This is a genomic window from Lysinibacillus sp. NPDC097868 (assembly GCF_044761135.1).
Taxonomy (GTDB): Bacteria; Bacillota; Bacilli; order Bacillales_A; family Planococcaceae; genus Lysinibacillus.
In genome coordinates this window covers 1,781,998-1,805,225 of record NZ_JBIWBS010000001.1, presented here as the reverse complement: position 1 = coordinate 1,805,225, position 23,228 = coordinate 1,781,998, and the positions used below count along the sequence as shown (strand labels likewise).

The 23,228-nt window shown below is 36.9% G+C and carries 23 protein-coding genes; 18 read left to right on the top strand and 5 right to left on the bottom strand.

Going from position 1 to position 23,228, the window contains the following annotated elements; genetic code table 11:
• Window positions 1–24: 24 nt before the first annotated feature.
• Entirely contained in the window at window positions 25–666 is a 642-nt protein-coding gene (locus ACIQXJ_RS08935) for a hypothetical protein (RefSeq protein ID WP_403052326.1), read from the bottom strand.
• Between the two features lie 400 nt (window positions 667–1,066).
• Here ACIQXJ_RS08935 and nagE point away from each other — a divergent pair, with 400 nt between their 5' ends.
• The 5 genes from nagE (at window position 1,067) to ACIQXJ_RS08910 (ending at window position 6,074) form a co-directional block, all read left to right on the top strand.
• Window positions 1,067–3,016, top strand: coding sequence for an N-acetylglucosamine-specific PTS transporter subunit IIBC (gene nagE, locus ACIQXJ_RS08930; protein ID WP_403052323.1), 1,950 nt, complete (start codon window positions 1,067–1,069; stop codon window positions 3,014–3,016).
• Window positions 3,017–3,099: 83 nt separating this feature from the next.
• The gene (locus ACIQXJ_RS08925; RefSeq protein WP_403052320.1) at window positions 3,100–3,957 is read left to right on the top strand and encodes a patatin-like phospholipase family protein; all 858 of its coding nucleotides are present in this window, start codon (window positions 3,100–3,102) and stop codon (window positions 3,955–3,957) included.
• A 154-nt stretch (window positions 3,958–4,111) separates the two neighbouring features.
• Complete coding sequence (locus ACIQXJ_RS08920; protein ID WP_403052317.1) at window positions 4,112–4,972, top strand: LysR family transcriptional regulator; 861 nt, start codon at window positions 4,112–4,114, stop codon at window positions 4,970–4,972.
• A gap of 38 nt (window positions 4,973–5,010) precedes the next feature.
• Entirely contained in the window at window positions 5,011–5,751 is a 741-nt protein-coding gene (locus ACIQXJ_RS08915; RefSeq protein ID WP_403052314.1) for an urease accessory protein UreH domain-containing protein, read from the top strand.
• A gap of 62 nt (window positions 5,752–5,813) precedes the next feature.
• Entirely contained in the window at window positions 5,814–6,074 is a 261-nt protein-coding gene (locus tag ACIQXJ_RS08910) for a YnfA family protein (protein WP_403052311.1), read from the top strand.
• A gap of 157 nt (window positions 6,075–6,231) precedes the next feature.
• Here ACIQXJ_RS08910 and ACIQXJ_RS08905 read toward each other — a convergent pair whose 3' ends face one another.
• The 3 genes from ACIQXJ_RS08905 to ACIQXJ_RS08895 all read right to left on the bottom strand — a co-directional run bounded on the left by ACIQXJ_RS08905 (window position 6,232) and on the right by ACIQXJ_RS08895 (window position 9,442).
• Window positions 6,232–6,990 carry a class I SAM-dependent methyltransferase gene (locus tag ACIQXJ_RS08905; RefSeq protein ID WP_403052309.1) on the bottom strand — a complete coding sequence of 253 codons (759 nt, stop codon included), beginning with the start codon at window positions 6,988–6,990 and terminating at the stop codon, window positions 6,232–6,234.
• Between the two features lie 159 nt (window positions 6,991–7,149).
• The gene (gene nhaC / locus ACIQXJ_RS08900) at window positions 7,150–8,538 is read right to left on the bottom strand and encodes a Na+/H+ antiporter NhaC (protein ID WP_403052306.1); all 1,389 of its coding nucleotides are present in this window, start codon (window positions 8,536–8,538) and stop codon (window positions 7,150–7,152) included.
• Window positions 8,539–8,674: 136 nt separating this feature from the next.
• Window positions 8,675–9,442 (bottom strand): sulfite exporter TauE/SafE family protein, encoded by a 768-nt coding sequence (locus ACIQXJ_RS08895; protein WP_403052303.1) that lies wholly within the window; start codon window positions 9,440–9,442, stop codon window positions 8,675–8,677.
• Between the two features lie 384 nt (window positions 9,443–9,826).
• Between ACIQXJ_RS08895 and ACIQXJ_RS08890 the strand changes: the two genes are divergently transcribed.
• The 13 genes from ACIQXJ_RS08890 (at window position 9,827) to ACIQXJ_RS08830 (ending at window position 22,800) form a co-directional block, all read left to right on the top strand.
• Window positions 9,827–10,450: a DUF47 domain-containing protein gene (locus tag ACIQXJ_RS08890; RefSeq protein WP_401018311.1), complete on the top strand. Its 624-nt coding sequence runs from the start codon at window positions 9,827–9,829 to the stop codon at window positions 10,448–10,450.
• A gap of 18 nt (window positions 10,451–10,468) precedes the next feature.
• Window positions 10,469–11,485, top strand: a complete 1,017-nt coding sequence (locus ACIQXJ_RS08885) for an inorganic phosphate transporter (RefSeq protein ID WP_403052300.1) — start codon at window positions 10,469–10,471, stop codon at window positions 11,483–11,485.
• Window positions 11,486–11,930: 445 nt separating this feature from the next.
• On the top strand, window positions 11,931–12,629 hold the full coding sequence (locus ACIQXJ_RS08880) for a response regulator transcription factor (RefSeq protein ID WP_403052297.1): 699 nt from the start codon (window positions 11,931–11,933) through the stop codon (window positions 12,627–12,629).
• Window positions 12,626–14,074 (top strand): sensor histidine kinase, encoded by a 1,449-nt coding sequence (locus tag ACIQXJ_RS08875; protein WP_403052294.1) that lies wholly within the window; start codon window positions 12,626–12,628, stop codon window positions 14,072–14,074. Before ACIQXJ_RS08880 ends, ACIQXJ_RS08875 begins: the two co-directional genes overlap by 4 nt.
• On the top strand, window positions 14,071–15,141 hold the full coding sequence (locus tag ACIQXJ_RS08870; RefSeq protein ID WP_403052291.1) for a LolA family protein: 1,071 nt from the start codon (window positions 14,071–14,073) through the stop codon (window positions 15,139–15,141). Before ACIQXJ_RS08875 ends, ACIQXJ_RS08870 begins: the two co-directional genes overlap by 4 nt.
• On the top strand, window positions 15,131–15,373 hold the full coding sequence (locus ACIQXJ_RS08865) for a hypothetical protein (RefSeq protein WP_403052288.1): 243 nt from the start codon (window positions 15,131–15,133) through the stop codon (window positions 15,371–15,373). The genes ACIQXJ_RS08870 and ACIQXJ_RS08865 overlap by 11 nt, the downstream gene beginning before the upstream one ends.
• Before the next feature lie 122 nt (window positions 15,374–15,495).
• On the top strand, window positions 15,496–15,999 hold the full coding sequence (locus ACIQXJ_RS08860; RefSeq protein ID WP_403052285.1) for a sigma-70 family RNA polymerase sigma factor: 504 nt from the start codon (window positions 15,496–15,498) through the stop codon (window positions 15,997–15,999).
• Window positions 15,992–17,191, top strand: a complete 1,200-nt coding sequence (locus ACIQXJ_RS08855; protein ID WP_403052282.1) for a hypothetical protein — start codon at window positions 15,992–15,994, stop codon at window positions 17,189–17,191. Before ACIQXJ_RS08860 ends, ACIQXJ_RS08855 begins: the two co-directional genes overlap by 8 nt.
• 466 nt (window positions 17,192–17,657) lie before the next feature.
• The gene (locus ACIQXJ_RS08850; protein ID WP_403052279.1) at window positions 17,658–19,103 is read left to right on the top strand and encodes a tetratricopeptide repeat-containing diguanylate cyclase; all 1,446 of its coding nucleotides are present in this window, start codon (window positions 17,658–17,660) and stop codon (window positions 19,101–19,103) included.
• A 263-nt stretch (window positions 19,104–19,366) separates the two neighbouring features.
• Window positions 19,367–19,882 carry an RNA polymerase sigma factor gene (locus ACIQXJ_RS08845; RefSeq protein WP_403052276.1) on the top strand — a complete coding sequence of 172 codons (516 nt, stop codon included), beginning with the start codon at window positions 19,367–19,369 and terminating at the stop codon, window positions 19,880–19,882.
• Window positions 19,869–20,537: a TIGR04104 family putative zinc finger protein gene (locus tag ACIQXJ_RS08840; protein WP_403052273.1), complete on the top strand. Its 669-nt coding sequence runs from the start codon at window positions 19,869–19,871 to the stop codon at window positions 20,535–20,537. Before ACIQXJ_RS08845 ends, ACIQXJ_RS08840 begins: the two co-directional genes overlap by 14 nt.
• A 115-nt stretch (window positions 20,538–20,652) precedes the next feature.
• Window positions 20,653–21,204 (top strand): biotin transporter BioY, encoded by a 552-nt coding sequence (locus tag ACIQXJ_RS08835; protein ID WP_403052270.1) that lies wholly within the window; start codon window positions 20,653–20,655, stop codon window positions 21,202–21,204.
• A 12-nt stretch (window positions 21,205–21,216) separates the two neighbouring features.
• Window positions 21,217–22,800 (top strand): amidohydrolase, encoded by a 1,584-nt coding sequence (locus ACIQXJ_RS08830; RefSeq protein WP_403052267.1) that lies wholly within the window; start codon window positions 21,217–21,219, stop codon window positions 22,798–22,800.
• Window positions 22,801–22,844: 44 nt separating this feature from the next.
• Here the strand turns inward: ACIQXJ_RS08830 and ACIQXJ_RS08825 are convergent, their stop codons facing one another.
• The gene (locus tag ACIQXJ_RS08825; RefSeq protein ID WP_403052264.1) at window positions 22,845–23,054 is read right to left on the bottom strand and encodes a restriction endonuclease subunit S domain-containing protein; all 210 of its coding nucleotides are present in this window, start codon (window positions 23,052–23,054) and stop codon (window positions 22,845–22,847) included.
• Between the last annotated feature and the right edge of the window lie 174 nt (window positions 23,055–23,228).

The window sequence follows — 23,228 nt, the reverse complement described above, 5'->3', positions numbered from 1 at the left end:
TTGAATAACTACAAACAATATTATCTATAATTCATATGCGAAAGCACCATTCTTATTGTGTATAAAATCTCTTTTATTACTAACTACATTTGTATAATCAATCTCAATAAAATAAGTAGCTTTGCTTAGAATATCATAAAAGAAAGGAGCAAATTCTAAATCTTTAAATACAAAAATTTCTAGTTGTTTATCGTTATTTCGATAAGCTTCAAATAAGCGATGGTTGCCATTGATACAATAAGGTTTATTATCAGTTAAATAATGACTTTGAAGTATCATTACAGGATTTTTATGATTTGGCTTTATTTTGTTTGGATCTTTATTTATGTTACCGTGGTCAACGGAATGAATAATGCTCGATGGAATAACCTTGACTGGTTTCAAATTGTTTTCTTTTATGAGGGTACAAGCACCATCTATATCTAAAGCATATTCAAACACCCCTGTTGGGAATTCTGCGTATAATGAAAATGTCTCTTGACCAATCGGATGCACTACTGGGTAAGCTTCATTGATTAGTATTTGATTTAAAATCTCCGTCCATTTCAAAGCAAGTTTAGCTCCATAACTACTCTTATTTTCCATTTCTTGAATTCGTGAAATAAAGTGTTTTGAGGGTTGGAATTTCTGAAATTCACTTTCATAAAATTTAATTTTACTTTCCATTCTTTAACTCCTTGTGCCTAATAATTATTTTTTTAGTTTCCTATATTCCGGTGTCTCCATAAGATTTCCGAAAACTCCTTTTTGACTTCCCTATACTTATCCATTTCTTTCCCTTCATAATACCGCTTTATGTAAACATATTCCATTCGATATATACCATTAATTAAAAGCCCCCGTCTCAATTCCCAAAAAAGTGCCTGGCACTTGGAAGGCATCAAGAGCCTGTTCTTCTTTTTAAAATAGGAAAGGTCGCAATTATGCTACTAGTTAAATAAAATATCATCGTAAAATATCAATTTTTGTCGATGAAATATTTATTTTTTACTAGCGTGGAAATATAATTATTGTAACTAACTAAAATTTTAATGGTCTAGACAACTATACCAAAGGAGGCTAAATTATGTTTGCTTTTTTACAGAAAATAGGTAAGTCATTAATGTTTCCGATTGCCACACTACCAGCTGCCGCATTACTTTTACGTTTAGGCTCTGGAGATATGCTTGGAGTAGTGGAAAATGAGGTTGTACAATATATTGCTAGCATAATGGCTGCGTCGGGTAATGCAATTTTGGGGAACTTACCAATTATTTTTGCAATTGGTATTGCAATGGGTTTTGCACATGATAGTAGTGGTGGCGCAGCTTTAGCTGGTGCCATTGCTCATCTTGTACTCGTTGCTGTATTAGCGTCTCTAAATGAGGCATTAAATATGGGGGTATTTGGTGGTATTATTGCGGGTATAACAGCAGGTTTACTTTATAATAGATTTTATAATGTTAAGTTTCCAGAATGGTTATCGTTCTTCGGGGGGCGGCGATTTGTCCCTATCGTAACATCAATGACTATGGCGGTTGTAGCTAGTATATTAGCGATTGTTTGGGGGCCAATTCAAGGTGGTATTGATGCAATAGGGAATTGGCTTATCGGCGCAGGATCGCTAGGAGTGGGCATGTATGGTTTCTTAAATCGACTATTAATTCCAGTTGGCTTACACCATGTAGTGAATACCGTGATCTGGTTTGATTTTGGGGCATTTACTAATGCTACAGGTGAGTTAGTAAAAGGAGATATCCACCGCTTTTTAGCAGGTGATCCATCAGCTGGACATTTCCAAGCAGGTTTTTTCCCCATTATGATGTTTGGTTTACCAGCGGTTTGTCTTGCAATGTACTTTGCGGCAAAAAAAGAAAAGCGTGCAGCTGTTGGCGGTATGCTTTTATCGATTGCATTAACAGCATTTTTAACTGGCGTTACAGAGCCAATTGAATTTTCATTTATGTTTTTATCCCCAATACTCTACGCAATCCACGCTGTATTAACAGGGCTTTCACTTGCGATTTCCTACATTATTGGCTTTCGTGATGGCTTCGGTTTCTCAGCAGGCTTAATCGATTATTTATTAAACTTTGGTTTAGCAGATAAACCGTTGTTGTTAATTCCACTCGGATTAGGTTTTGGTACTTTCTACTTCGCAATATTCTATTTCATAATAAAAAAATTCGACTTGCAAACTCCTGGACGTGAAGATATTGATGAAGATGAAACAAAAGGGGACTCTATTATATCCGATGATTTAGATTTACGCGCTTTCCAGACTATAGAAGCATTAGGTGGAAAAGAAAATATTAAACAGATTGATTTCTGCACGACGCGTCTTCGTCTGTTAGTGGATAATACAAATAAGGTGGATGAAAAAAAGCTCAAGCAAAGAGGTGCGCTGGGTGTTTTATGTATTAGCAATACAAATGTCCAAGTGATAATCGGACCATCTGTAGAGTTTTTAGCTGAGGCAATGAAGGAACAACTGAAGAAGGGTAATCCAACCACAACAAAGGAAGGCATTCGAAAAGCAAAACCAATAGCAGAGGCGACAGAGAATAATCCTTTCATTTTACTAAACGATTTTGATATGCCCATATCCGGAGAATTAATACCATTAGCTGAAGTACCAGATAAAGCATTTTCAACTGGCATCATGGGTTCAGGTTTTGGGATTTATCCGAAAGATGGCACTGTTTATGCGCCAGTTGACGGTCAGGTAGTGATGGTCTCTATGGCAAAGCATGCTGTCGGCTTATTAACCGACACGGGTGCGGAACTATTAATTCATGTTGGATTAGACACGGTAAAACTAGAAGGTGAAGGCTTTGACAGTTATGTGACAGAAGGTCAAAGGATACAACGTGGCGAGGTATTACTAAAGGTAGATTTACCTCGTATTAAAAATCAAGTTCCTTCAATCATTACACCTGTAATATTTACTAATTTGCATGGACTAGAAATAACACTTGAAAAGCTCGGTTACCAAAAAGCGGGTACACCGCATATTATTTCGATTAAAAAATCATAACTTTATAATTAGTGAAAAAAATGAAGAAAGTTAGCATTGATTACGGTAAACTAAAAGAGAATATAGAGTGAAAGAGTGATGGCATGCTACAGGTAAATGTGGAGGATTCAAGTTTAATATTAGAGGGTGGAACGTTTCGTACATTGTTTACATCCGGTGTATTGGATGCTTTTTTAGAGCATGACATTATGATGCCTTATGTTGTAGCCATTTCAGCAGGTGCCATTAATGCTTGCTCTTATGTGTCACAGCAAAAGGAACGATCTTTACGTGTATTAATGGATTACCGTCATGATAAGCGTTATATGGGCTTGAAAAATTTCCTTAAGGAAAAGAGCTTATTTGGCTTAGACTTTGCTTATAATATTATTCCAAATGAGCTTGATATTTTTGACTGGAACACGTACAAACAATATGACGGGAAATTACTTTTTGGCGTAACGAATGCAGCAACAGGGCAAGTTGAATATATGGATGCAGGAGAAATGGATCGTCAATGTATGATGTTGCGTGCAACTTGTGCTATACCTATTCTATTCCCAGAAATCAAACTAAATAATACGCCCTATTACGATGGTGGTTTAGCGGAGCCAATTCCGATAATGCATGGTGTCGAAAATGGTTTTAAAAAGCATGTACTTGTGTTAACAAGGCCTAAAGGCTACCGTAAACAAATGGATCGCCAAAGCAAGTGGGCTATGAAATTACTAGCAAAACGTTATCCTAATTTGGTGAAAAGCATGCAAAAACGTGCAGACCATTATAATGCTTCTCTTGAGTATTGTGAAAAGTTGGAGGCACAAGGAAAAGCATTTATATTCCGCCCAACACATGCACTCAACAGCTTTGAGAAAGATACGGTGCAAATGCGTAAAAATTACGACATGGGCTATGAGCAAGCTATGCAACAAATCGATGCATTGAAGCACTTTTTAAAATAATTGCATATAATCGAATTCAGAAGGAGAGTGCCTTACATGTTAAGGTGCTCCTTTGTCCTTTTTAGTCAATAATAATAACCTATATAGTTTGAAAGATTTCAAGTCACACTATAAATTCGTTATAATGAATGAAAAACTAAAAGAGGCTTTGTCTATGGAAACAGAATGGTTACGGACGTTTATCGTGGCAGCGAAAACCGAAAATTTTCGTGAGACGGCAGAAAGATGTTTTATTACACAATCGACAGTATCGAAACATATTCAGCATTTAGAAAAGGAATTACAAACACCGCTGTTTGAACGGCAAGCAAAACATGTAAAATTAAATTACATAGGGGCACAGTTTTTACAGCAAGCCCAAAAAATAGTGGCAACCGTTGATGAAGCATTACATAGTACACAATCTTTGAAAAGTGGTTTTACTTCAACATTAACGATTGGCGTAGCTCCGCAAATTGCGAATTCTACATTACCAGCTATAATTGATTATTTTCACCAGCAAAAACCTACAATTCAGCTCTCAATAGAACTGTTAAAATCCAATGAAATCGGAGAAGCGGTACATGTAGGAGCTGTCGATATAGGTATCTCGAAACTGACGTCCACACGAGCTATCCATATGGAAATGCTTGCCCAAGAGCCACTCCAACTGATTGTACCGATAGGCAAAAAATTTACTGACCCAATGACACTTTTACAGCAAGAAACGATTTTAATCCATGAATATGCGCCATATTGGCAAGAGGTACAGCAAGTACTACAACAATTATCGAGCTATAAAAGTATGCAGGTTAATCAAACCGAAGTCATAAAAAATTTTGTCAAGCAAGGCTTAGGTATTGCTTTTTTACCAAAAAGTGTAACTGAAGCAGCCTATATGGAGCAATGGCTTCATAGTTATTCAGTAAAAGAATTTTCACATATTGTTTCAAATACTTATTTTTTATGTAAATATGTAACTGCAGATATTAAAGCATTTTTGGCGGTTTGTTATGACATTTATAAAAACAAATAGTTTAGCTGTCCATTACTAGGATTGAAGGTGATAGAGGCATGTATAGTTTGATGTCAGAAATTAGTCGCTTCTTTAGCGCTCCAATTACTTTATTTTTAAACTCCTATGAACATTCTCCACTAATTATAGCTTTACTTTTAGGCTTAGTTGGCGCCCTTGCTCCTTGTCAATTAACTGGCAATATGAGTGCTATTACTTTCTATGGTAATCGCACGATTCAAATGAAAAATAATTTGGGGGAGGTAATATTTTTTATCATCGGTAAAGTCGTTGTGTTTAGTGTAATCGGATTATTGGCTTGGCTCTTTGGTCAAACATTTGAAACGACAATGACAACCTATTTTCCAATTTTCAGAAAGGCGCTAGGGCCTATCATGTTGTTGACCGGTTTTGTCCTAATTGGCATCTTAAAATTAAAATGGCTACATCAACTTTCAACACGTATCCCACTTGTATTGAAAGAAGGAAAGCTTGGTTCCTTTATAATGGGTGCTTGCTTTGCCATTGCCTTTTGTCCAACGATGTTTGTGCTATTCTTCGTTTGGCTGATGCCGACAGTTGTTACAACTTCTTATGGCTTTATTTTGCCAGCGATTTTCGGCATTGCAACCTCAGTACCATTAATCTTAATGCTGACACTTATCCATTTGTTTGATACAAAAAGCCTTATTATGAAAAAAAGCATGAAAATGGGAAGAGTGATACAAATCGTAGCAGGTATAATTTTAATTATCATAGGTGTAACGGATACGATTACCTATTGGGGCTTCAATATATGAGGAAGGTTAGTTGAATGTAGGGAAAATCAAAAGTATTACATATAAGTAGAAAGTGGGAAGATATGATTTACGCTTTTATATTATTTATCGTAGCAGGAATTGGCGAAATTGGAGGGATTGCATTAGCATTATATGGCGTTGTTGCAACTTTTCAATCATTCCCAACTTTCGGTAGAGTCTATGCAGCATATGGAGGCGTCTTTATTGTGCTTTCTGTAATGTGGGGCTGGGGAATAGATAAGCAAAAGCCAGATATGTTAGATTTAATTGGTGCTGGCATTTGTATAGTAGGGGTCATGGTCATGTTATGGCCTCGTTCGTAATAAGAAGCGGAGACAATGAGAAAAAGTGTTAGAATGACGGCAGTCAATCTAACACTTTTTTTGCTATGCAATTGATGGCCCGTTACGGGAGATGCTCGCCAAAGGTTTACTGGCGATTTCACTAGGTTGATATGTCACTGTCAGTTTTCGGTATCTTTTAGCCCTTCGTCGCAGCAAAACGTAATCGCCAATAATCGGCAATCCATTGCTTGCCTTGATAATGGTTTGGCTTTAACAATTCTTCACATTTAGCGTAAACTAGCTCCTTTTCATCGTCACTTAACTGCTGAAGAATATTATTGCTAAACATGACTAACCAATTGCGTAGGCCATCGTCGCCTTGAAGTGGGGTCGGACGTTCATATAAAGTTATCATTTGAACTGTAAAGCCCGCGTTTTCTAGCATAGTTTGATATTCCTCAGCCGTAGGAAAATACCAAGGGAAATATTGCTCCTCAAAAGGAAGCTGAAGCTCCTTCATACTTTTTCGAAGTGCCTCCACAATTGAAGCAATGTTCCCTTGACCGCCCATTTCTGCAACAAAACGTCCGTGTGGTTTCAGTGCACGGTAAATGTTTTCGATGACTTTGTCTTGTTGTTTCATCCAATGCAGTGCAGCATTGGAAAATACTGCGTCAAACTGATATGTGTAGTCCATCAAAGCAGCATCCTTTGTTTCGAACGAAAGTGCCGGGAATTTTTGTTGTGCGCTTTGAATCATTTCATTTGAGGCATCAATTCCTATAACGACAGCATCAAATTGAGCAATTTCATTTGCTAAATCGCCAGTTCCACAGCCAACATCTAAAATACGTTCATGTTTTTGGGGAGCAAGTAAGTTCACTAAGCTTTCCCCGAATTTTGAAACAAAGTCATGCTTTTGATCGTATAGATTTGCATTCCATTTTATTGTCATTGTTATTCCAACTCCTTTGCTTTAGCATAACAAAGCTATTTATTGTGCGGAAATGCAAAAAATTCACTGTTTTGATTCCAATTTGGAATGATGTAAATAGAAAAAATCTGCAAGTAATCTACGAGGTAATGACGTAGATTGCTAGCAGATTTTTTAATGCTAATCTAATTTTTCAAGCTTTGTTAATGTTTTGCCACTCCAACCAAATAGTACTGTTAAAATTGGCCCGAGTAAACAGAAGAAGGTGAATGGAAGGTAAGTTGTCGTTGATATATCTAGTACACTTGCAATAAAAATTCCACACACGCTCCAAGGCACAAGCGGATTGACAACAGTACCAGCATCCTCCATCACACGTGATAAATTTTTGGGTGCAAGTCCGACCTTTGCAAACTGAGCTTTAAAAGCCTCTCCTGTAAGCAAAATAGATAAATATTGCTCGCCGATCAATGTGTTAACACCAATCCCAGTAAGTGCTGCACCAGTAATAACTGAGCCTGCACTTGTAAATAAACTTTCTACTTTGGCTAAAATACTTTGAATAATACCGAGCGTAAATAGGAGTCCTCCCATTGTTAATGCTAGTAAAACGAGCGCAATCGTAAATAGCATACTATTCATACCTCCCCGCGTCAGCAGGGCATCTACTTCCTCATTTCCAGTATTGGATACATAGCCATTAAAAAGCATTTCGAATACATGAGAAAGTGCAAGTGGTTCTTGAATGTAAGCAAGTCCAACACCAACGATCGAAACAACTGCAAGTGTAATAAGTGCAGGAGCTTTATATAATGTCATGATGACAAGCACAACGATTGGTAGCAATGTATACCAATGAATAAGACCCGTTGATAGTAACCCTACTTTAAATCGTTCGACCGATTCAAAAGAAGTATTGGCGCTAGATGGAGACAACAAGGCATACAGTACAAATGAGATGATAAAGGCGGGAATTGTCGTCCAACCCATATTTTTAATATGCTCAAATAGATCAACACCTACCGTACCAGATGCTAGATTAGTCGTATCGGAGAGTGGTGACATTTTATCGCCAAAAAAGGCGCCCGAAACGATTGCACCAGCAGTTATTGCTAATGAAATATCCATCGCACCGGCGATCCCCATAAAGGCAACACCAACTGTTGCGACTGTTGTTAGTGAACTACCGACTGATACTCCGACAATGCTACAAATTAGAAAAACAATTGCAAAGAAAAAGCTAGGTGAAACAGTTAAAAAGCCGTAGTAAATGAGCGTTGGGATGGTGCCACCCATAATCCAACTGGAAATTAAAATACCGATAAAGAAGAAAATAAAGACGGCGCCTAAACCAGCACTAGCACCAGCGATCATCCCAGATTCAAGCTCACGAAACGGTACTTTTTTAAGCAGTCCATAGGCAATTAAAATCGAAATGACTAGAACAATAGGAATATGGGGCGTTGCCTTTAAATAGCCGATACTAATTGCCATTGTGGCAATAATTAAAAGTGTAATGAAGCAAGCCTCAATAAATCGAGGGTTACTTTTTGCTTCAATTCGAAACATATGAATCCTCCTAAAAATTACTTTTGCGCTTCAATGCGGTGAAGCCCAAAAGTATTATAGCACGCTAACGATTATTGTCAATTGATTGAAAATTCAATTAAATTAGAAGGTAGCGATATTGATCGCTACCTTCTAATTAATGAGAGCCGAAATAATCCCATGCATTTTTCATAATTAAGATACAAGTCATCATAACAAAAATAATACGCATTATTTTCGTACCGCGTGTTAATGCAAATTTTGAACCTAAAATGGCGCCGAAAATCATCACGAAGCCCATCGGTAAACCGTACAAAAAATTAACCTGTCCTAATACTAAAAACATTGCAAGGGCTGCTAAATTCGATGTGAAATTAAATGCTTTTGCATTGCCTGCAGCTTGTAAGAAGTCATTACCCATCATTAATAATATGAATATGAAAAAAGAGCCTGTTCCTGGACCGAAAAATCCGTCATAAAAGCCGATTGCCGCAAAAGCACAAAGAAATCCAAGTTTCTTTGCTGTACTTAAAATGCGTTGAGTAGGTTGTTGTCCCCAATCTTTTTTTAAAATTGTATAAGTAGCTACAAGTACGAGCATAACAAGCATAAGTGGCTTTAAAATTGAGGGAGACACGAGGTGCACAGTGTAAGCGCCAATTAGTGAGCCAATAAAAATAAAGGGTAAGGTTTTTCCAATCTTTTTAAAATCTACTTTACCTGCTCTCAAAAATGTTAGCATGCTTGTGCCATTACTAATGGTATTTGCAAGTTTGTTTGTAGCAATTGCTGTGCTTGGAGGTAAGCCAACTGCCATTAACGCTGGTAAAGAAATTAATCCGCCACCACCAACAATAGCATTCAAAAAGGATGCAATAAAACCAAAAACTAATAATGTTCCGAGTGAGAGTAAATCAATATCCATATAAAGTAATACACATCCTTTTATAATTCATCGCTTTCTTATAAGCGTACTGTGAGTGGCTAAAAATAACAATGGTGTTTGTTATTTTAGTGAAAAAAGCCTTTACAATTCCTTTACATTAAAAAATAGAAAGAAAAAAATTTTTTCAAGTATTTTTATAAAAACTAAAGAAAAAATGTTACATTTCACAGCAAAAACCGTGTTTTTATTAGAATATTTCCAACGTTTGTAACTTGTTGAAGTATACTGAAATGAAATGTGGCGATTTTTATATTACATTATTGTAAATTCAATTTATTATCTTTAAAGTTATGTAGAATTATGTAAATGTTTTGTTATGATAGTTGCAGCAATCGACAATATTTAATCAACAGGAGGAACATAATGTTCAACTCAAGTAAGCAAGATCCATTTTTCCAAGCATTATTAAAAATCTCTCAAAATGTGAAAGAAGGCATTTACTACGCTCATAATGCGCGTATTCAAGATAATATTGATGCATTGAAAGAAATTGCCGATACAATGAAACAATATGAAACAAGCGGTGACAAATTAATTCATGAGCTAATTGTAATGCTTAATAAATCATTTATGACACCGATTGAACGTGAAGATATTTTAGCACTAGCAAATAAATTAGATGATGTAATTGATGGGATGGAAGGCTGTATTGCTCATTTTAATATGTATAACTTAACAGAAGTAACAGAGCCGATGCGTCAATTCCTTACTTACATTGCGAAAAGTACAGATGAAATGGTACAAGCAATGGAACTGTTAAATAGTAAAAAGCTTGTTGAAATGCGTAAACATGCAATTCAAATTAAAGATTATGAGCGTGAATGTGATGAAATTTTCCGATCTTCTATGAAGCAATTATTTATTCAAGAAAAAGATCCAATGCGCATCATCGTTTTCAAGGATATTTACGAACAATTTGAAGATATTGCAGATTGCTGCCAAACAGTAGCAAATACAATTGAAACAATAATCATGCGAAATGCGTAAGATGGAGTGTACTAAATAATGGATACGATATTACTGATAACAATATTAGTCGTTATGTTCGCACTTGTATTCGACTTTATTAACGGCTTCCATGATACAGCCAATGCGATTGCAACATCTGTATCAACACGTGCATTAAAGCCTCGTACGGCTGTTTATATGGCAGCGGTAATGAACTTTATCGGAGCCATTACGTTTGTTGGTGTTGCGAAGGCATTAACGAAGGATATTGTTGACCCGTTTACCTTAAATAGCTATGACGGTGATATTACAGGCTCAGTCGTTATTTTAGCGGCATTACTTTCTGCCATTACATGGAACTTATTAACGTGGTATTTCGGCATACCATCTAGTTCCTCTCATACTTTAATAGGTTCTGTAGCCGGGGCTGCTATTGCTGCAGCTGGCTTTGATATTCTAAATTACGCAGGTTTCATTAAAATACTTCAAGCACTTATTTTCTCACCTTTACTAGCATTTGCTGCTGGGTTTTTAATGATGTCACTATTTAAAGTAATCTTTAAAGATATGAATTTATATCGTACAAATAAAGGATTCCGAACAGTACAAATCGGTACAGCGGCATTGCAATCATTTACACATGGTACGAACGATGCGCAAAAGGCGATGGGAATCATTACACTTGCGTTAATCGCAGGGGGCTTGCACCAAGGGGATGATATTCCGTTCTGGGTACGTTTTGCAGCTGCCTGTGCGATGGGTCTAGGTACATCGGTAGGTGGTTACAAGATTATTAAAACGGTGGGTGGTAAAATTATGAAAATCCGCCCAGTCAATGGTGTAGCAGCAGACTTAGCATCAGCTTCGATTATTTTCGGAGCGACGTTAATCCATTTACCTGTATCAACAACACACGTTATTTCATCTTCCATTATGGGTGTTGGTACTGCACATCGTGTCAAAGGAGTTAAATGGGGTATGGCACGTAAAATTGTGACGACATGGGTAATCACAATGCCTATCTCAGCAGTTATGGCTGCTACAATTTACTTTATCTTAAGCTTATTTTTCTAAATTAGATTGAAGGAATGTACGACTTACGTGCTTTCCACATTGTTGACAAAAGGCTCAATAAGTTGAAATGATGCCTTTTGTCATTTTTTGAATTATAATGGAGTCACTCTACTGACATGTTCGGTTGATTGGAGCAGAGAGCGGCGAATCCTGCTTTGAACAGCACAAAATGGAAAGACGCAACAAACTGCGGGTTAGCGAAGGTTGCGGGTTACGTGTGCGACCGTGGAAAGGTCCGCCCGAACGCGGAAATCAGCGGCAGTAGTTTAATTCTTTGAGTTTGTCTACAGTCAGGAATGCACAATTAATGTGCATTCTTTTTTTGTTTTCTTTTTGATTTGCCCTTGTTAATACAGGAAAGTCCATCTATCGTAATTATAAAGAAAGTATAAAGTTCAGAGGAAATGCATGAATCCATAGTAAGGTAAGTACAGGAGGAAAACAGATGAGTGAAAAGCTATTACTAATTGAGGATGATCCCGCAATAGGACGCATAGTCAAAGATACGCTAGTTCAAGAAGGATATGTAGTTACTTGGGCTACAACAGGTTTAGAGGGGATAGCAGATTTTCAAGCACAACCATTTGATTTAGTATTAGTCGATTGGATGCTACCTGAAATGGACGGACTTACTGTTTGCCAAAATATACGTTGGGAAAGTGATGTACCAATACTAATGATGAGCGCTCGTAAAGACGAAGCTGATAAGGTTGAGGGTTTACAAGGTGCTGATGATTACTTAGCGAAGCCTTTTAGCTTGGCAGAATTAAAAGCACGTGTTGCCTCGCATCTACGTCGATGGCAACGCTATAAGAAAATAGAAATTACGGAACATGTAGCTACATTTGCTTTTGGTTTAACAATTGACTGGCAAAAGGAAATAACGACACTTCAAAATAAAGAACTGACCTTAACACAAAAGGAGTTTGCACTTTTAAAACTACTGGCAAAAAACCCTGGTCAAACATTTTCTAAGGAAGAACTATATCAGCATATTTGGCAGCAAGCAAGCGTTGATGAAACACATACGGTAACAGTACATATTAAAGCACTACGAGAAAAACTACAGGATTCTGTTAAAACCCCACGTTATATTCAAACAGTTTGGGGCAAGGGCTACCAATTCATTGGAGATCCGTTATGAAAATCAAATCTTGGCTTCTCATCATGTTTTTCATCGTCATGATTGTACCAATTGGCGGGGCATATGGCTTATACATGTGGATTAATGCATATTACCATGATAAAAGCTTTGCAGAGTATATGGAAAAATGGACGGAACTAAATCGTGTAAAATCGGTTCTTAACGATCCAGCATTGTATACAAAAAATGCTGATTTGCAACAGGTGAAAGTACTGACGAGTGATCAACTTGCTATTACGCTGTACGCTAAATCCGGTTTTGTTTATTATTCTTCTAATCCTTTGAACTCTGGGTTTGTTTCAAGAGAAATCATAATGAAAAACTTGTATGAATTACAGCAAAAATATACTGCATTTACATACAAAGAACCAATTTATCAAAAAGGGGATTTAGTTGGAATTTATGAGATCCAATTAGTGAGGAAGGACTGGGTTCAAGGTGTAGAGAGCCGTTCATGGCTTGTTATTGCTAGCATCATTACATTATTTCTAGCAATTTATACGACTGTGATTTTGTTGCTTAACCGTAAATTGAATCGGCCATTACAAAAGCTAATGCAACAAATGCATGCCTTTGGTAAAGGAAAACATGTAGAATCTGCTATTGCAACAAGAAAAGATGAAATTGGGGAGCTTGCAAACACTTTCCTCAGTATGCAAAGTGAAATTGAAACAGCACGTGCTCATTTAAAAGAAGAACAGCAACATAAGGAGCTGATGATTGCCAGTATCTCACATGATTTAAAAACACCATTAACGTCAATTCAAGCATATGCAGAAAGCTTACAAAACCCTTTACTCTCTTCTCAGATGAAGGAGGAATATCGTGCGGTTATTTTAACTAAGGCAGTGGATATGAAGGAAATGCTAGAGGATTTACTTATGTATACATTGCTTCAATCTACAAGCTATGATGTATCACTTGTTCAAGTAGAAGGTCAGGAATTTTTTGATATGGCGCTTTCGGAATATGAACCACTTTGTCAAAGCAAAGGATTTTCGCTGCGTACATTATGTGAAGTAGAGGGAGCATATGCTGTTCATCCTTCCCAAATGCAACGGGTGATTGATAACTTAATGAGCAATGCGTCACACTTTGGAACATCGGGCACTACTATTGGTTTAGCGGCAATCAGTAATCGTAAAATAGACTGGGGCTTTGATTTTGTTAATGCAGCGCTTACCCAAAAGAAAGGAATGTATTTAGTTGTGCAAAACAGTGGGGCTGGCGTATGTGAACAAGAAATCAATCAATTATTTGAACCACTGTATCAATCAGATAGCGCTAGAACCAAGACAGGACAACGAGGAACTGGACTTGGCCTTAGCATAGCGAAACAAATTATTGAAAAACACGGTGGAACTGTAAATATGGTATCACAACAAGGTGTTGGTACAGCAGTGCTCTGCTGGCTACCACTATACAAAGGAGCAGATGAACAATGAACTTGAAACAAACATTATGTGTAGGAGGAATGATTGCACTGCTGACCATTAGTTTAGTTGGCTGCAATTCAGAAGCATCCTATTCGCCACAGGAGATAATAGATCAAGCATTACAGGAAACAAAAGAGCTAGAAAGCTATTATGGTGAATATACTATGGATATAGATGAAACTGGGGTCGCTACAGTAAAAGAATGGATGAAGGATGGTAAGCGTCGAATTGAAATGACAGTCGATGACGATCATGTAATTGCAGTCAATGATGGTAAGCAGATTACTACTTTTAGTAAAAAAGAAAATAAGGCTTCGATTATGACATTTGAAAATGGAGAATTAGAAGAACTAATGGGGAAATCGGCAAAAGACAGTGCCCAAGTATTATTAAACATTGTGAAGGACTCCCATGATATCTCAATAGCGGGTGAAGAAAAAATTGCTGGAAGAGATGCTTATCATATTACGGCGAAAGCCCAAAAAAAGAATACGTTACTAGGCGACATTGAAGTGTGGATCGATAAAAAAACGTGGTTGACGTTAAAAACAATCACGACGAACGCAGGCAATGTGACGCAACAAGAATATACGAAGCTTGAAGTTAATAAGAAAATAGATGATGCGTTGTTTGCCTTTGATATACCAAAGGGTGCAACAATTGAACAAATTGATACGTTAGATCAGACAGCACCTACGACATTAGATGAGGTAAAAAAACAGCTTGGTGATTTTTTACTACTACCTGAAGAAAATGGGTTGACCCTATCAACGATACTAGATATGAAAGTAGAAGAACGTCCAGAATTTTCTTTTGAATATGAAAAAGATGAGCAACCTGCATTTTCAGTCTCAGTTTTTAAAGTAGTTAGTAATTATCAAACGTTGGGTGGTAACCTTGCGAATGAAGAAGATATACAAGTACGAGGAGTAAAGGGGACATATATGGATTTAGGGGAACTCTTTGTTATTACTTGGTATGAGAATGGCTACGAATACAGCATTATTACTGAAAATCCTGAATTGACAAAGGAAGAAATACTAGCATATGCGGAGGAAATGACCATTGTTCAGTGAGGTGAACGGTATGCATAAGGCGAAATTTATTAAATGCTTTGCCCTGTTTTTATTTACTACTGGCTTTTTATATGGTGTCGGTGAAACATATAACATACCATGGCTTGCATTCCGATTTTTAGGACAGTACGATGCTGAAGGTTTTTATTTTAGCTTCAGTTCACTTATTCCTGTCTTTGGTGGCTTGCTCATGGTTGGAGTATACGAAACGCTCGTTAAACGATTTATTTAAGTATTAGAAGATCCACTATTGAAATAAAGTGGGTTTTCTCTTTTTTTTTGCATTCATATAAAAAATTTACATAATGTGAAACGGACGTCGATTGGTAATCGTTTATAGTGTAAGAGGAGGAGGTGGACGGCATTCTTGAAAAAATTATCGATGATCATGCAGAGCATTTGCTTCGCCTCGCTTATTTTTACGTTAAAAATCGACATGTAGCAGAAGATATTGTACAAGAAGTGTTTATCAAATTTTCAGAGCATGCATATGAGGAACGTGGACAGCTACGTGCTTATTTATCGACGCTGACGATTAATAAATGTAAAGATTATTTAAAAAGCTGGCATTATAAAAAATGTATTTTACAAGAAAAGTTATTTCTAACACAAGCAAAAAGACAGCGAGAAGCACTAATTGAAGCGGAGGAAAGGTCACTAATTGGAGCCGCAATACTAAACCTTCCGCTAGCATATAGAGAACCGATTCTACTTTATTATTATGAAGAAATGAAGATTGCAAAAATTGCACAAGTGCTTTCGATACCTGAAAATACGGTCAAAACAAGACTAAAAAGGGCACGTGAAGCATTAAAGCCACATTTAGGGGAGGAATGGGAGGTGTTACTACATGAATGACGTAAAAAAAGAGTTGATTAAAATTGCAGGCGATATGTTACCGAGTAAAGAACGTGTTAAACAACGTGTTTTACAGCGGCATGAAGTTAAACCTAAAAAGTCCATGCGCTTTAGAGCAATAGCTACCATTGTTACGCTATGTATAGTAGCATTCGTCATACAGCTATTAGATAGTGATAAAAAACAGTCGGCACCACTATTTAATCAGACTCAGCTCGCCTATTATGAAGATATTTTAAAAATCATTTCTTTTAATCCAGATAGAGAATCTAATATGGAAGAGGCATATGAGCGCTATGAAAAACGTGTAGCCTCCTATTATTTTGCGCAGTCTCTTGGTATCGAAAGTACAAAAGAGGAACGTGAGGCAGAAGGAAAAAAGCGCTTCGAGGAGTTGCAAATGCTTCAGGAATCACCTGAATATGCCAAGCTTTTTGAAAAACAAGGATTAAAAGGCTACTTTACAAAGTATATTGAGCCGATGTTACCAATGATGGTAGCAGAGGAAAAGCTAAACGCATTTTACATGGAAAAGTATCCTACATTTCCTAGTTTTATAGTGAAGGACATAGCTACGCGAGAGGCGCTTAACTACTTTAATGCACATTTTTCAGAACAGGCAAAGGCCTTTCAGGAGGAATTAGGATTAAAATATTATTCAAATATTCGTCAAGGTACTAATCATATTGGGACTGTAGTTGCAATCCAAGATAATGCCTTTTTACTTGTTGAAGGGTCTGTTCCAGAGGATATTGTCAATCTAACGCAGGAACAAATTGTTGAAAAATATCAAAACGCTACATGGTATCCACTCATCGATAATATTTCCTTGCAAAAAGGAGATTATGTAGGTGTTCAGTCAGTAGGAGGAGGCTCGACTGATGAGGATGGATCTGTAAAACGTTTTGGCTTAGTAGATGCAATAGAAATTATCGAGCCTACTGTTACAAAAAAACTTAGCCCTGAAAACACGGATGAAGTTAAACAATTTCTTCAACAAATAACTTGGAGAGCAAAAGAAAAAAACATTGAGAGACCACCAAAATATTCCTTTGTTTTAGATGAAGTTCGAGTGGACATTTGGGACGGCTATGGCCATTCACTTTGGCTACAAGCGCCAGAATACGGTGAAATACAACTTAGCCAAGAAAGAGCTGACCAATTAAAAGCGTTATTAAAAATTGAAGAATAGTAGCAATTCTCTTTTAAAGCGCCTTCAGTCAATTGTTTGAGTGTCTGGCACTAGCAGGTGGTATGTAAATCGTAAAAATCCTCTACGCTTTCCGCTCAGTAAACCGTAAGCCGCAACCATCGCCATGCGCGTATTGTTGCGGCTTACATTGATTTTTCGGATAACCCTACTAGCAGAACGATAAAAATTCAAAATTGTTTGAGTGCCTGGCACTTAGTTGCTGCACTCCACTACAATGAATATTAAAAAAATAGGCATTAAGAGTGTACCTCTTGATGCCTTTGTGATGCTTTGAAGCTACATCGCATGATGGTTTCAGCATCAAGTTATAGCTCTCACCGTAAATATTACTATGCATTAGGTTAAATTACTCATTAATTGGAAAATAAATAAGGATAAAGAATTGTAATATTTTATAAGCAAATGTAGTATTAAGGGAGTAGGGGTTGAAAAAGGAGGGTGCGGTATGGATTTACAAGAATTTGAAGAACTATGGATTACGCTAGATGAATTATATAGTGCGAATCGCTATTTAGAATATATCGAGTTAAGTAGTGCCGCTATTGAAAGTGCCAATGCACTTGCATTGTATGATAAAGCAATGCATTTATTACGTTACAGCTGTATTAGCTATTTTCAAGTAGGGGATCTCCAAATATCCATCAATTTATTAGATAAATACCGAGAACTAACTTTTTTATATGGTAATGATATTGACATCATTCAATATTATTCTCTAGCCTCCATTTACTGGGGAACATTTGGACATTTAAAAAAAGCGGAAGAGCTATTAATGAAAGGCCTAGAAATTGCAGAGCGTATACAACATATAGAAAGCATGGGGAAAATCTATAATAATTTGAGTGGTTTAGAAATTGAACTCGGTAAATATGCAAAGGCAAAGAGACTTGCATTAAAGAGTTTATATTATGCCAATGAATTTGAAACGAAACATGATGAACCCTATAAAAGTATTATACACTCTAAGACAAATTTAGCTACTGCGCATATTTGGCTGAAGGAATATGATGAAGCGGATGTTCTAATAAAGGAGTTACTAATGATGGTTAAGGACCCTCCCTATAATAAGGCGCAATTAGAGGTATTCAATGCACAAGCATTACTATTTGAAAAACAAGGATATATCGGCGAAGCGATTGATATGTACCAAAAATCGAAGCACTACGCATTGCAAAATAATGATTTATCTTTGTTACAGACCATCTACAATTCATTAGTTAAGCTTATTGAAGAGCAGGGAAATAAAATTATTTTAAGTGCCGTGCAAAAGGAATATATTAATATATTATTAGAGATGCAAAGAGAGAATTATACGCAAGTATTATTCGAAATGGAATATAACAATCAAAAGAAGCATCTTGAAAGAACTTCCTACATCGACCCACTTACAAATATATATAATCGTCGCTATTTTGATGAACATGCAAAAGCAATGGTGGAAAGTGCAACAAATGGTCAGAAATTAGCTTTACTCATGATTGATTTAGATCATTTTAAATCCATTAATGATTCAAATGGTCATTTATTTGGAGATGACGCTTTAACAATGACAGCCACCACATTGCAACAGTTTTTTCAGCCGTACAAATCAATTGTCGCTCGCTTTGGTGGTGATGAATTTATTGTTCTCATCCATTTAAGAGAGGAAGAATCCATCTCCTTAATAGCGCAAAATCTATACAATACATTAACCTCACTTGTATTGACAGTAAATGATGATATTGTGCAATTGGAATTTAGTATAGGTGTTAGCACGAATGAGGATGCTCACATTACAAGTGTCGAGCAATTAATTCATTATGCTGATAGTGCACTTTATACATCAAAACGAAATGGACGTAACCAAATTACGCTCTATAACCAATATAGCAATGTGGGGAATAGTAAATAAAGTAATAAAAAGGTAATTTATTGAACATCCTTTAAATGATTAAGTAAGTATCCGTGACCTTTATGTAGAACATTGAACATTGCAATACCTCACCAGCAAGCGTAAGGTATAGCGTTGTTCGTGTAAAGGGAGCGGATTTTTGTAGTTGTTGGACTAGCTTGTAAGTATTAGAAAAATGTTTTCTCTTTTGAAAAAATTTCATATAAAATGAATCGGAAATAAATTAGGTTACGTCAGTAGTTTAGAAAGAAGGTGAGGCAGCAATGGAAATTGAAGAAATTATTGCAGAGCACGGGGATTATCTACTGAAGGTTGCCTACTTATATGTAAAGAATGAAGCAACAGCAGAGGATATTGTCCAAGATGTGTTTATTGCCTTTTATCAAAAGCAACAGCAATTTCGACATGAATCATCATTACGTACATATTTGGTCAAAATGACGGTCAATCGCAGTCACGATTATTTACGTAGTTGGAAAAGTAAACGGCTGTCGCTGTTTGAGAAAATAACTGGACGTTCAACGACCGTTACGCCAGAAAAAGAAATGCTCGCTAAATCGACTAAACAGGAGCTAGTAGAAGCTTTATTTACCTTGTCGGTACAATATAGAGAGGTTTTGATTCTCTATTATTTTGAGGAAATGACAACAGTAGACATCGCTAAGCTTGTACATTGTCCTGAGGCAACTGTGCGCACGAGATTACAACGAGCAAGAAAGCAGTTAGCAACAGTAATCGCTGACTATGACTGGGAGGTGCTACGCTATGAATCAATTTAAAGAAAACGTGTTACATGAGCTACAGCATGTAAAGCTCTCGGAGGAAAAAAAGCAACGGATTGCACAAAAAGCAAGAGCTAAAAGTAAACATAGAAGCAGTAGCCAACTGCAGTATCGAATCGTGCTGGCGACGTTTACACTGCTTGCTATTGGCTTTAGTGTTATTGTGTCACAAAAAACAGAACCACGCACAAGACATTCGCAAGGCGCAGCATTACAGCAAGAAACAGAGAGATGGAGCCTTTGGACGTTAGTAGAGCTTGATTGGGTGAAAGGGTTGCTCCTCATTAGCATTTTTGTAAGTATAGCATTAATTATTAAGCGTATTTTGCATAAAAAAGGATATGGCTTGCCGGTATGTGTTGAATGTGGAGAAATTTGGTCTGCTAAGCAAGTGCGAAAATTGTATTGGAAAAATGGGCAAATGGAATGTCCACATTGTAGTAAAAAGCAATATCGTACAAAAAAGTCGGTACAATTATCTGCCATACTTAATCTGCCAATACCATTTATCGTGTTTTTGAACCAAGCATTTGATCATTTCTTTATCGGTATCGTATTTTTTATCGCAAGTAGTGTAATTTATCATTATTTATTACTACCTGATATAGTAAAATTACAAGAGGAAGATCCTACTAATGAGCCCCTCTGGTAAAATTAAAAGTCTCTTTTTATAGTAATTTGTCAAATTCGATTGACAACTGTTTTTATTTGCATTATCTTTTTGTTAACTTATTTTAAAAGTAGGTTAACAAAAGGGGGATTTTCGTTTGAAGAAAAATAGTACTTACAATTATGTGTTAGCGGCGTTCGGAGCGGCTATTATCGCAGTTCTTGCACAGGTAACGATTCCGCTACCACTCATTCCAATTACAGGTCAAACTTTAGCAGTTGGCTTAGTTGTCACGATTTTAGGTACAAGACTTGGTACATTATCTGTACTTGTATATATTTTACTTGGCACAGCAGGTATTCCAGTATTTAGTGGGATGTCAGGAGGATATGGTATCGTCATAGGACCAACAGGGGGATATATTGTAGGCTTCCTTGCGGCGGCGGTGTTAATGGGTTTATACTTAAATAAATTTGGCATTACCTTTGTACAAGCAATCATCGCTAACATTATCGGTATGGTAGTGACATTGGCGTTTGGTACAGTTTGGTTAAAAATTGTTGGTGATTTAACATGGACTTCAGCATTTATGGGGGGAGCTGTTCCATTTATTGTTGTTGGCATATTGAAAGCAGTCCTTGCTGCATGGCTTGGTGTCATTGTACGTCGACGCTTAGAAAGTGCGCATTTAATCGAAGCAATAGCATAGGGGGAAAAATTGATGGCAACACTTTGGACAGGTGGAACAATTTATACGATGGAACGAGCGGGCGAAACAGTTGAAGCAGTTCTTGAAAAAGATGGACAAATTTTGGCGGTTGGCTCCGCTGATAGTTTATTACCACAAGCCACAACGGTCCGAGATTTACAAGGAAATGTGATGTACCCAGGGTTTGTTGATAGTCATTTACATATTATTGGCTATGGCGAAAAATTAATGCATATTGATGTTTCGAACGTAACTAGTAAGGAAGAATTGTTAAATATTATTCGTGACCGTATGCAAGGCGCTTCTGCAGAGCAATGGGTTGTTGCTATTGGCATGAATGAAACAGGCTATACAGAGACAATTTTCCCCACTTTATCGGAGCTTGATGCACTTGGTGACGCCCATCTGATCATTAAACGTAGTTGCCATCATTTAATTTTAGCTAATTCTAAGGCACTAGCATATGCCGGAATTACAAATGATACACCATCACCAGAAGGTGGCATTATTGATAAGAAAGATGGTCAATTAACAGGTGTTTTAAAAGATACAGCATTATATTTAATTGTTAACCATATGCCGTATTATACGCCTGAATATATTGAAGAAGCTCTTCAAAAGTCCGTGGCATCGCTTCAATCTTACGGCTTAGTAGGAGGTCATTCGGAAGATTTAAGCTATTTCGGACCTCCTAGTCAACCAATAAATGCTTATCGGAAAATAGTTGATGCTCAAAAATCATTTAAAGTGCACTTATTACAACACCATACAGTTTTTGAAGAAGTTGCTATGTTAAACGAGCAATCAACACCATATGTACAATTTGGCGCAATGAAAATATTTGTCGATGGGGCATTCGGCGGGCGTACGGCAGCTTTACGTGAACCATATTGTGACGACCCAAACAATTATGGCATACTTGTTCATTCAACTGCACAATTAGAGCAGTATGTGCAACTTGCACGTCGCTATGGTCAAACAGTTGCTGTTCATGCAATCGGTGATTTAGCAATTGACATAATTTTAGATGTTTTTGCAGCATTCCCACCTCGTGAGGGGCTATTAGACCGATTAATTCATTGCAGTTTAGTTGACGAGGTTATTTTAGACAAGTTGGCAGCATTACCGATAGCTGTAGATATGCAACCACAGTTTGTGCAAGGAGAGTATTTAGCAGAGCTTGTAAAGTTAGGCGAGAAACGCTCACAAGGTCTACATCCATTAAAATCACTTCTAAATCGCGGACTAATCGTAGCAGGTGGTAGTGATGCGCCGATTGAAGTGCCGAATCCTTTATATGGCATTTATGCTGCAGTGACAAGACGAAATTTTGGTGAAGGCCACGATGGTTTTGGTCCACAGGAGAAAATTTCGCGCTTCGATGCAGTGCGCCTTTATACAGTAGGCTCTGCTGAAATAATTGCTCAGGAGCATACGAGAGGCAAAATAAAAGAAGGATTTAGTGCTGATTTCACCGTATTCCAAGATGATATATTTGAGGTAGATATAGAAAAAGTACCACATATTCAAGTTGCCTATACAGTTGTGGATGGTCGTATCGTATATGAAAATACAAAAAATCGTTGTGAGGCTTAGTCTCACAACGATTTTTTAGTTTCAAATGACTAAAAGCGATTAATCTATCGTCTTTCTGATAGATCCTGCTCTTGTCTCTCCAATTGTTTAACGCGTGTCGTAAGTTCATTTATTTGTTTTTGAAGCGTTTCTGGAGGAAGCGGTAAAGGGGTAGACTTTCCAATCTTAATCATCTTTATCAGAAAGAAAAACATAGCGCCCAAAACGACAAGAATAAAAATAGTACTAATAATATCACCAATGTAGAATTGCATCTAAATTCCTCCTTCTAATTAGGTGTGATTCTTTATTTACTGAGTCGGCTAACAAAAGGTTTCAAAAAATTATAGCTGTACCCCTTAAACATTTATCTCATCATTCGTGATAATTTTTTGCGTTTAACTTGCCTGAGCAGAACTCCGCAACTTCTATAAGTTGGGATAAATACT

What these genes read in the sequence shown, in the direction of transcription:
- ACIQXJ_RS08925 (WP_403052320.1), top strand. Translation starts at nt 3,100, where the DNA reads ATGCTACAGGTAAATGTGGAGGATTCAAGTTTAATATTAGAGGGTGGA.
- ACIQXJ_RS08920 (WP_403052317.1), top strand. Translation starts at nt 4,112, where the DNA reads ATGGAAACAGAATGGTTACGGACGTTTATCGTGGCAGCGAAAACCGAA.
- nhaC (WP_403052306.1), bottom strand. Translation starts at nt 8,538, where the DNA reads ATGTTTCGAATTGAAGCAAAAAGTAACCCTCGATTTATTGAGGCTTGC.
- ACIQXJ_RS08885 (WP_403052300.1), top strand. Translation starts at nt 10,469, where the DNA reads ATGGATACGATATTACTGATAACAATATTAGTCGTTATGTTCGCACTT.
- ACIQXJ_RS08825 (WP_403052264.1), bottom strand. Translation starts at nt 23,054, where the DNA reads ATGCAATTCTACATTGGTGATATTATTAGTACTATTTTTATTCTTGTC.
- ACIQXJ_RS08895 (WP_403052303.1), bottom strand. Translation starts at nt 9,442, where the DNA reads ATGGATATTGATTTACTCTCACTCGGAACATTATTAGTTTTTGGTTTT.
- ACIQXJ_RS08880 (WP_403052297.1), top strand. Translation starts at nt 11,931, where the DNA reads ATGAGTGAAAAGCTATTACTAATTGAGGATGATCCCGCAATAGGACGC.
- ACIQXJ_RS08935 (WP_403052326.1), bottom strand. Translation starts at nt 666, where the DNA reads ATGGAAAGTAAAATTAAATTTTATGAAAGTGAATTTCAGAAATTCCAA.
- ACIQXJ_RS08890 (WP_401018311.1), top strand. Translation starts at nt 9,827, where the DNA reads ATGTTCAACTCAAGTAAGCAAGATCCATTTTTCCAAGCATTATTAAAA.
- nagE (WP_403052323.1), top strand. Translation starts at nt 1,067, where the DNA reads ATGTTTGCTTTTTTACAGAAAATAGGTAAGTCATTAATGTTTCCGATT.
- ACIQXJ_RS08905 (WP_403052309.1), bottom strand. Translation starts at nt 6,990, where the DNA reads ATGACAATAAAATGGAATGCAAATCTATACGATCAAAAGCATGACTTT.
- ACIQXJ_RS08915 (WP_403052314.1), top strand. Translation starts at nt 5,011, where the DNA reads ATGTATAGTTTGATGTCAGAAATTAGTCGCTTCTTTAGCGCTCCAATT.
- ACIQXJ_RS08875 (WP_403052294.1), top strand. Translation starts at nt 12,626, where the DNA reads ATGAAAATCAAATCTTGGCTTCTCATCATGTTTTTCATCGTCATGATT.
- ACIQXJ_RS08845 (WP_403052276.1), top strand. Translation starts at nt 19,367, where the DNA reads ATGGAAATTGAAGAAATTATTGCAGAGCACGGGGATTATCTACTGAAG.
- ACIQXJ_RS08870 (WP_403052291.1), top strand. Translation starts at nt 14,071, where the DNA reads ATGAACTTGAAACAAACATTATGTGTAGGAGGAATGATTGCACTGCTG.
- ACIQXJ_RS08855 (WP_403052282.1), top strand. Translation starts at nt 15,992, where the DNA reads ATGAATGACGTAAAAAAAGAGTTGATTAAAATTGCAGGCGATATGTTA.
- ACIQXJ_RS08830 (WP_403052267.1), top strand. Translation starts at nt 21,217, where the DNA reads ATGGCAACACTTTGGACAGGTGGAACAATTTATACGATGGAACGAGCG.
- ACIQXJ_RS08840 (WP_403052273.1), top strand. Translation starts at nt 19,869, where the DNA reads ATGAATCAATTTAAAGAAAACGTGTTACATGAGCTACAGCATGTAAAG.
- ACIQXJ_RS08850 (WP_403052279.1), top strand. Translation starts at nt 17,658, where the DNA reads ATGGATTTACAAGAATTTGAAGAACTATGGATTACGCTAGATGAATTA.
- ACIQXJ_RS08910 (WP_403052311.1), top strand. Translation starts at nt 5,814, where the DNA reads ATGATTTACGCTTTTATATTATTTATCGTAGCAGGAATTGGCGAAATT.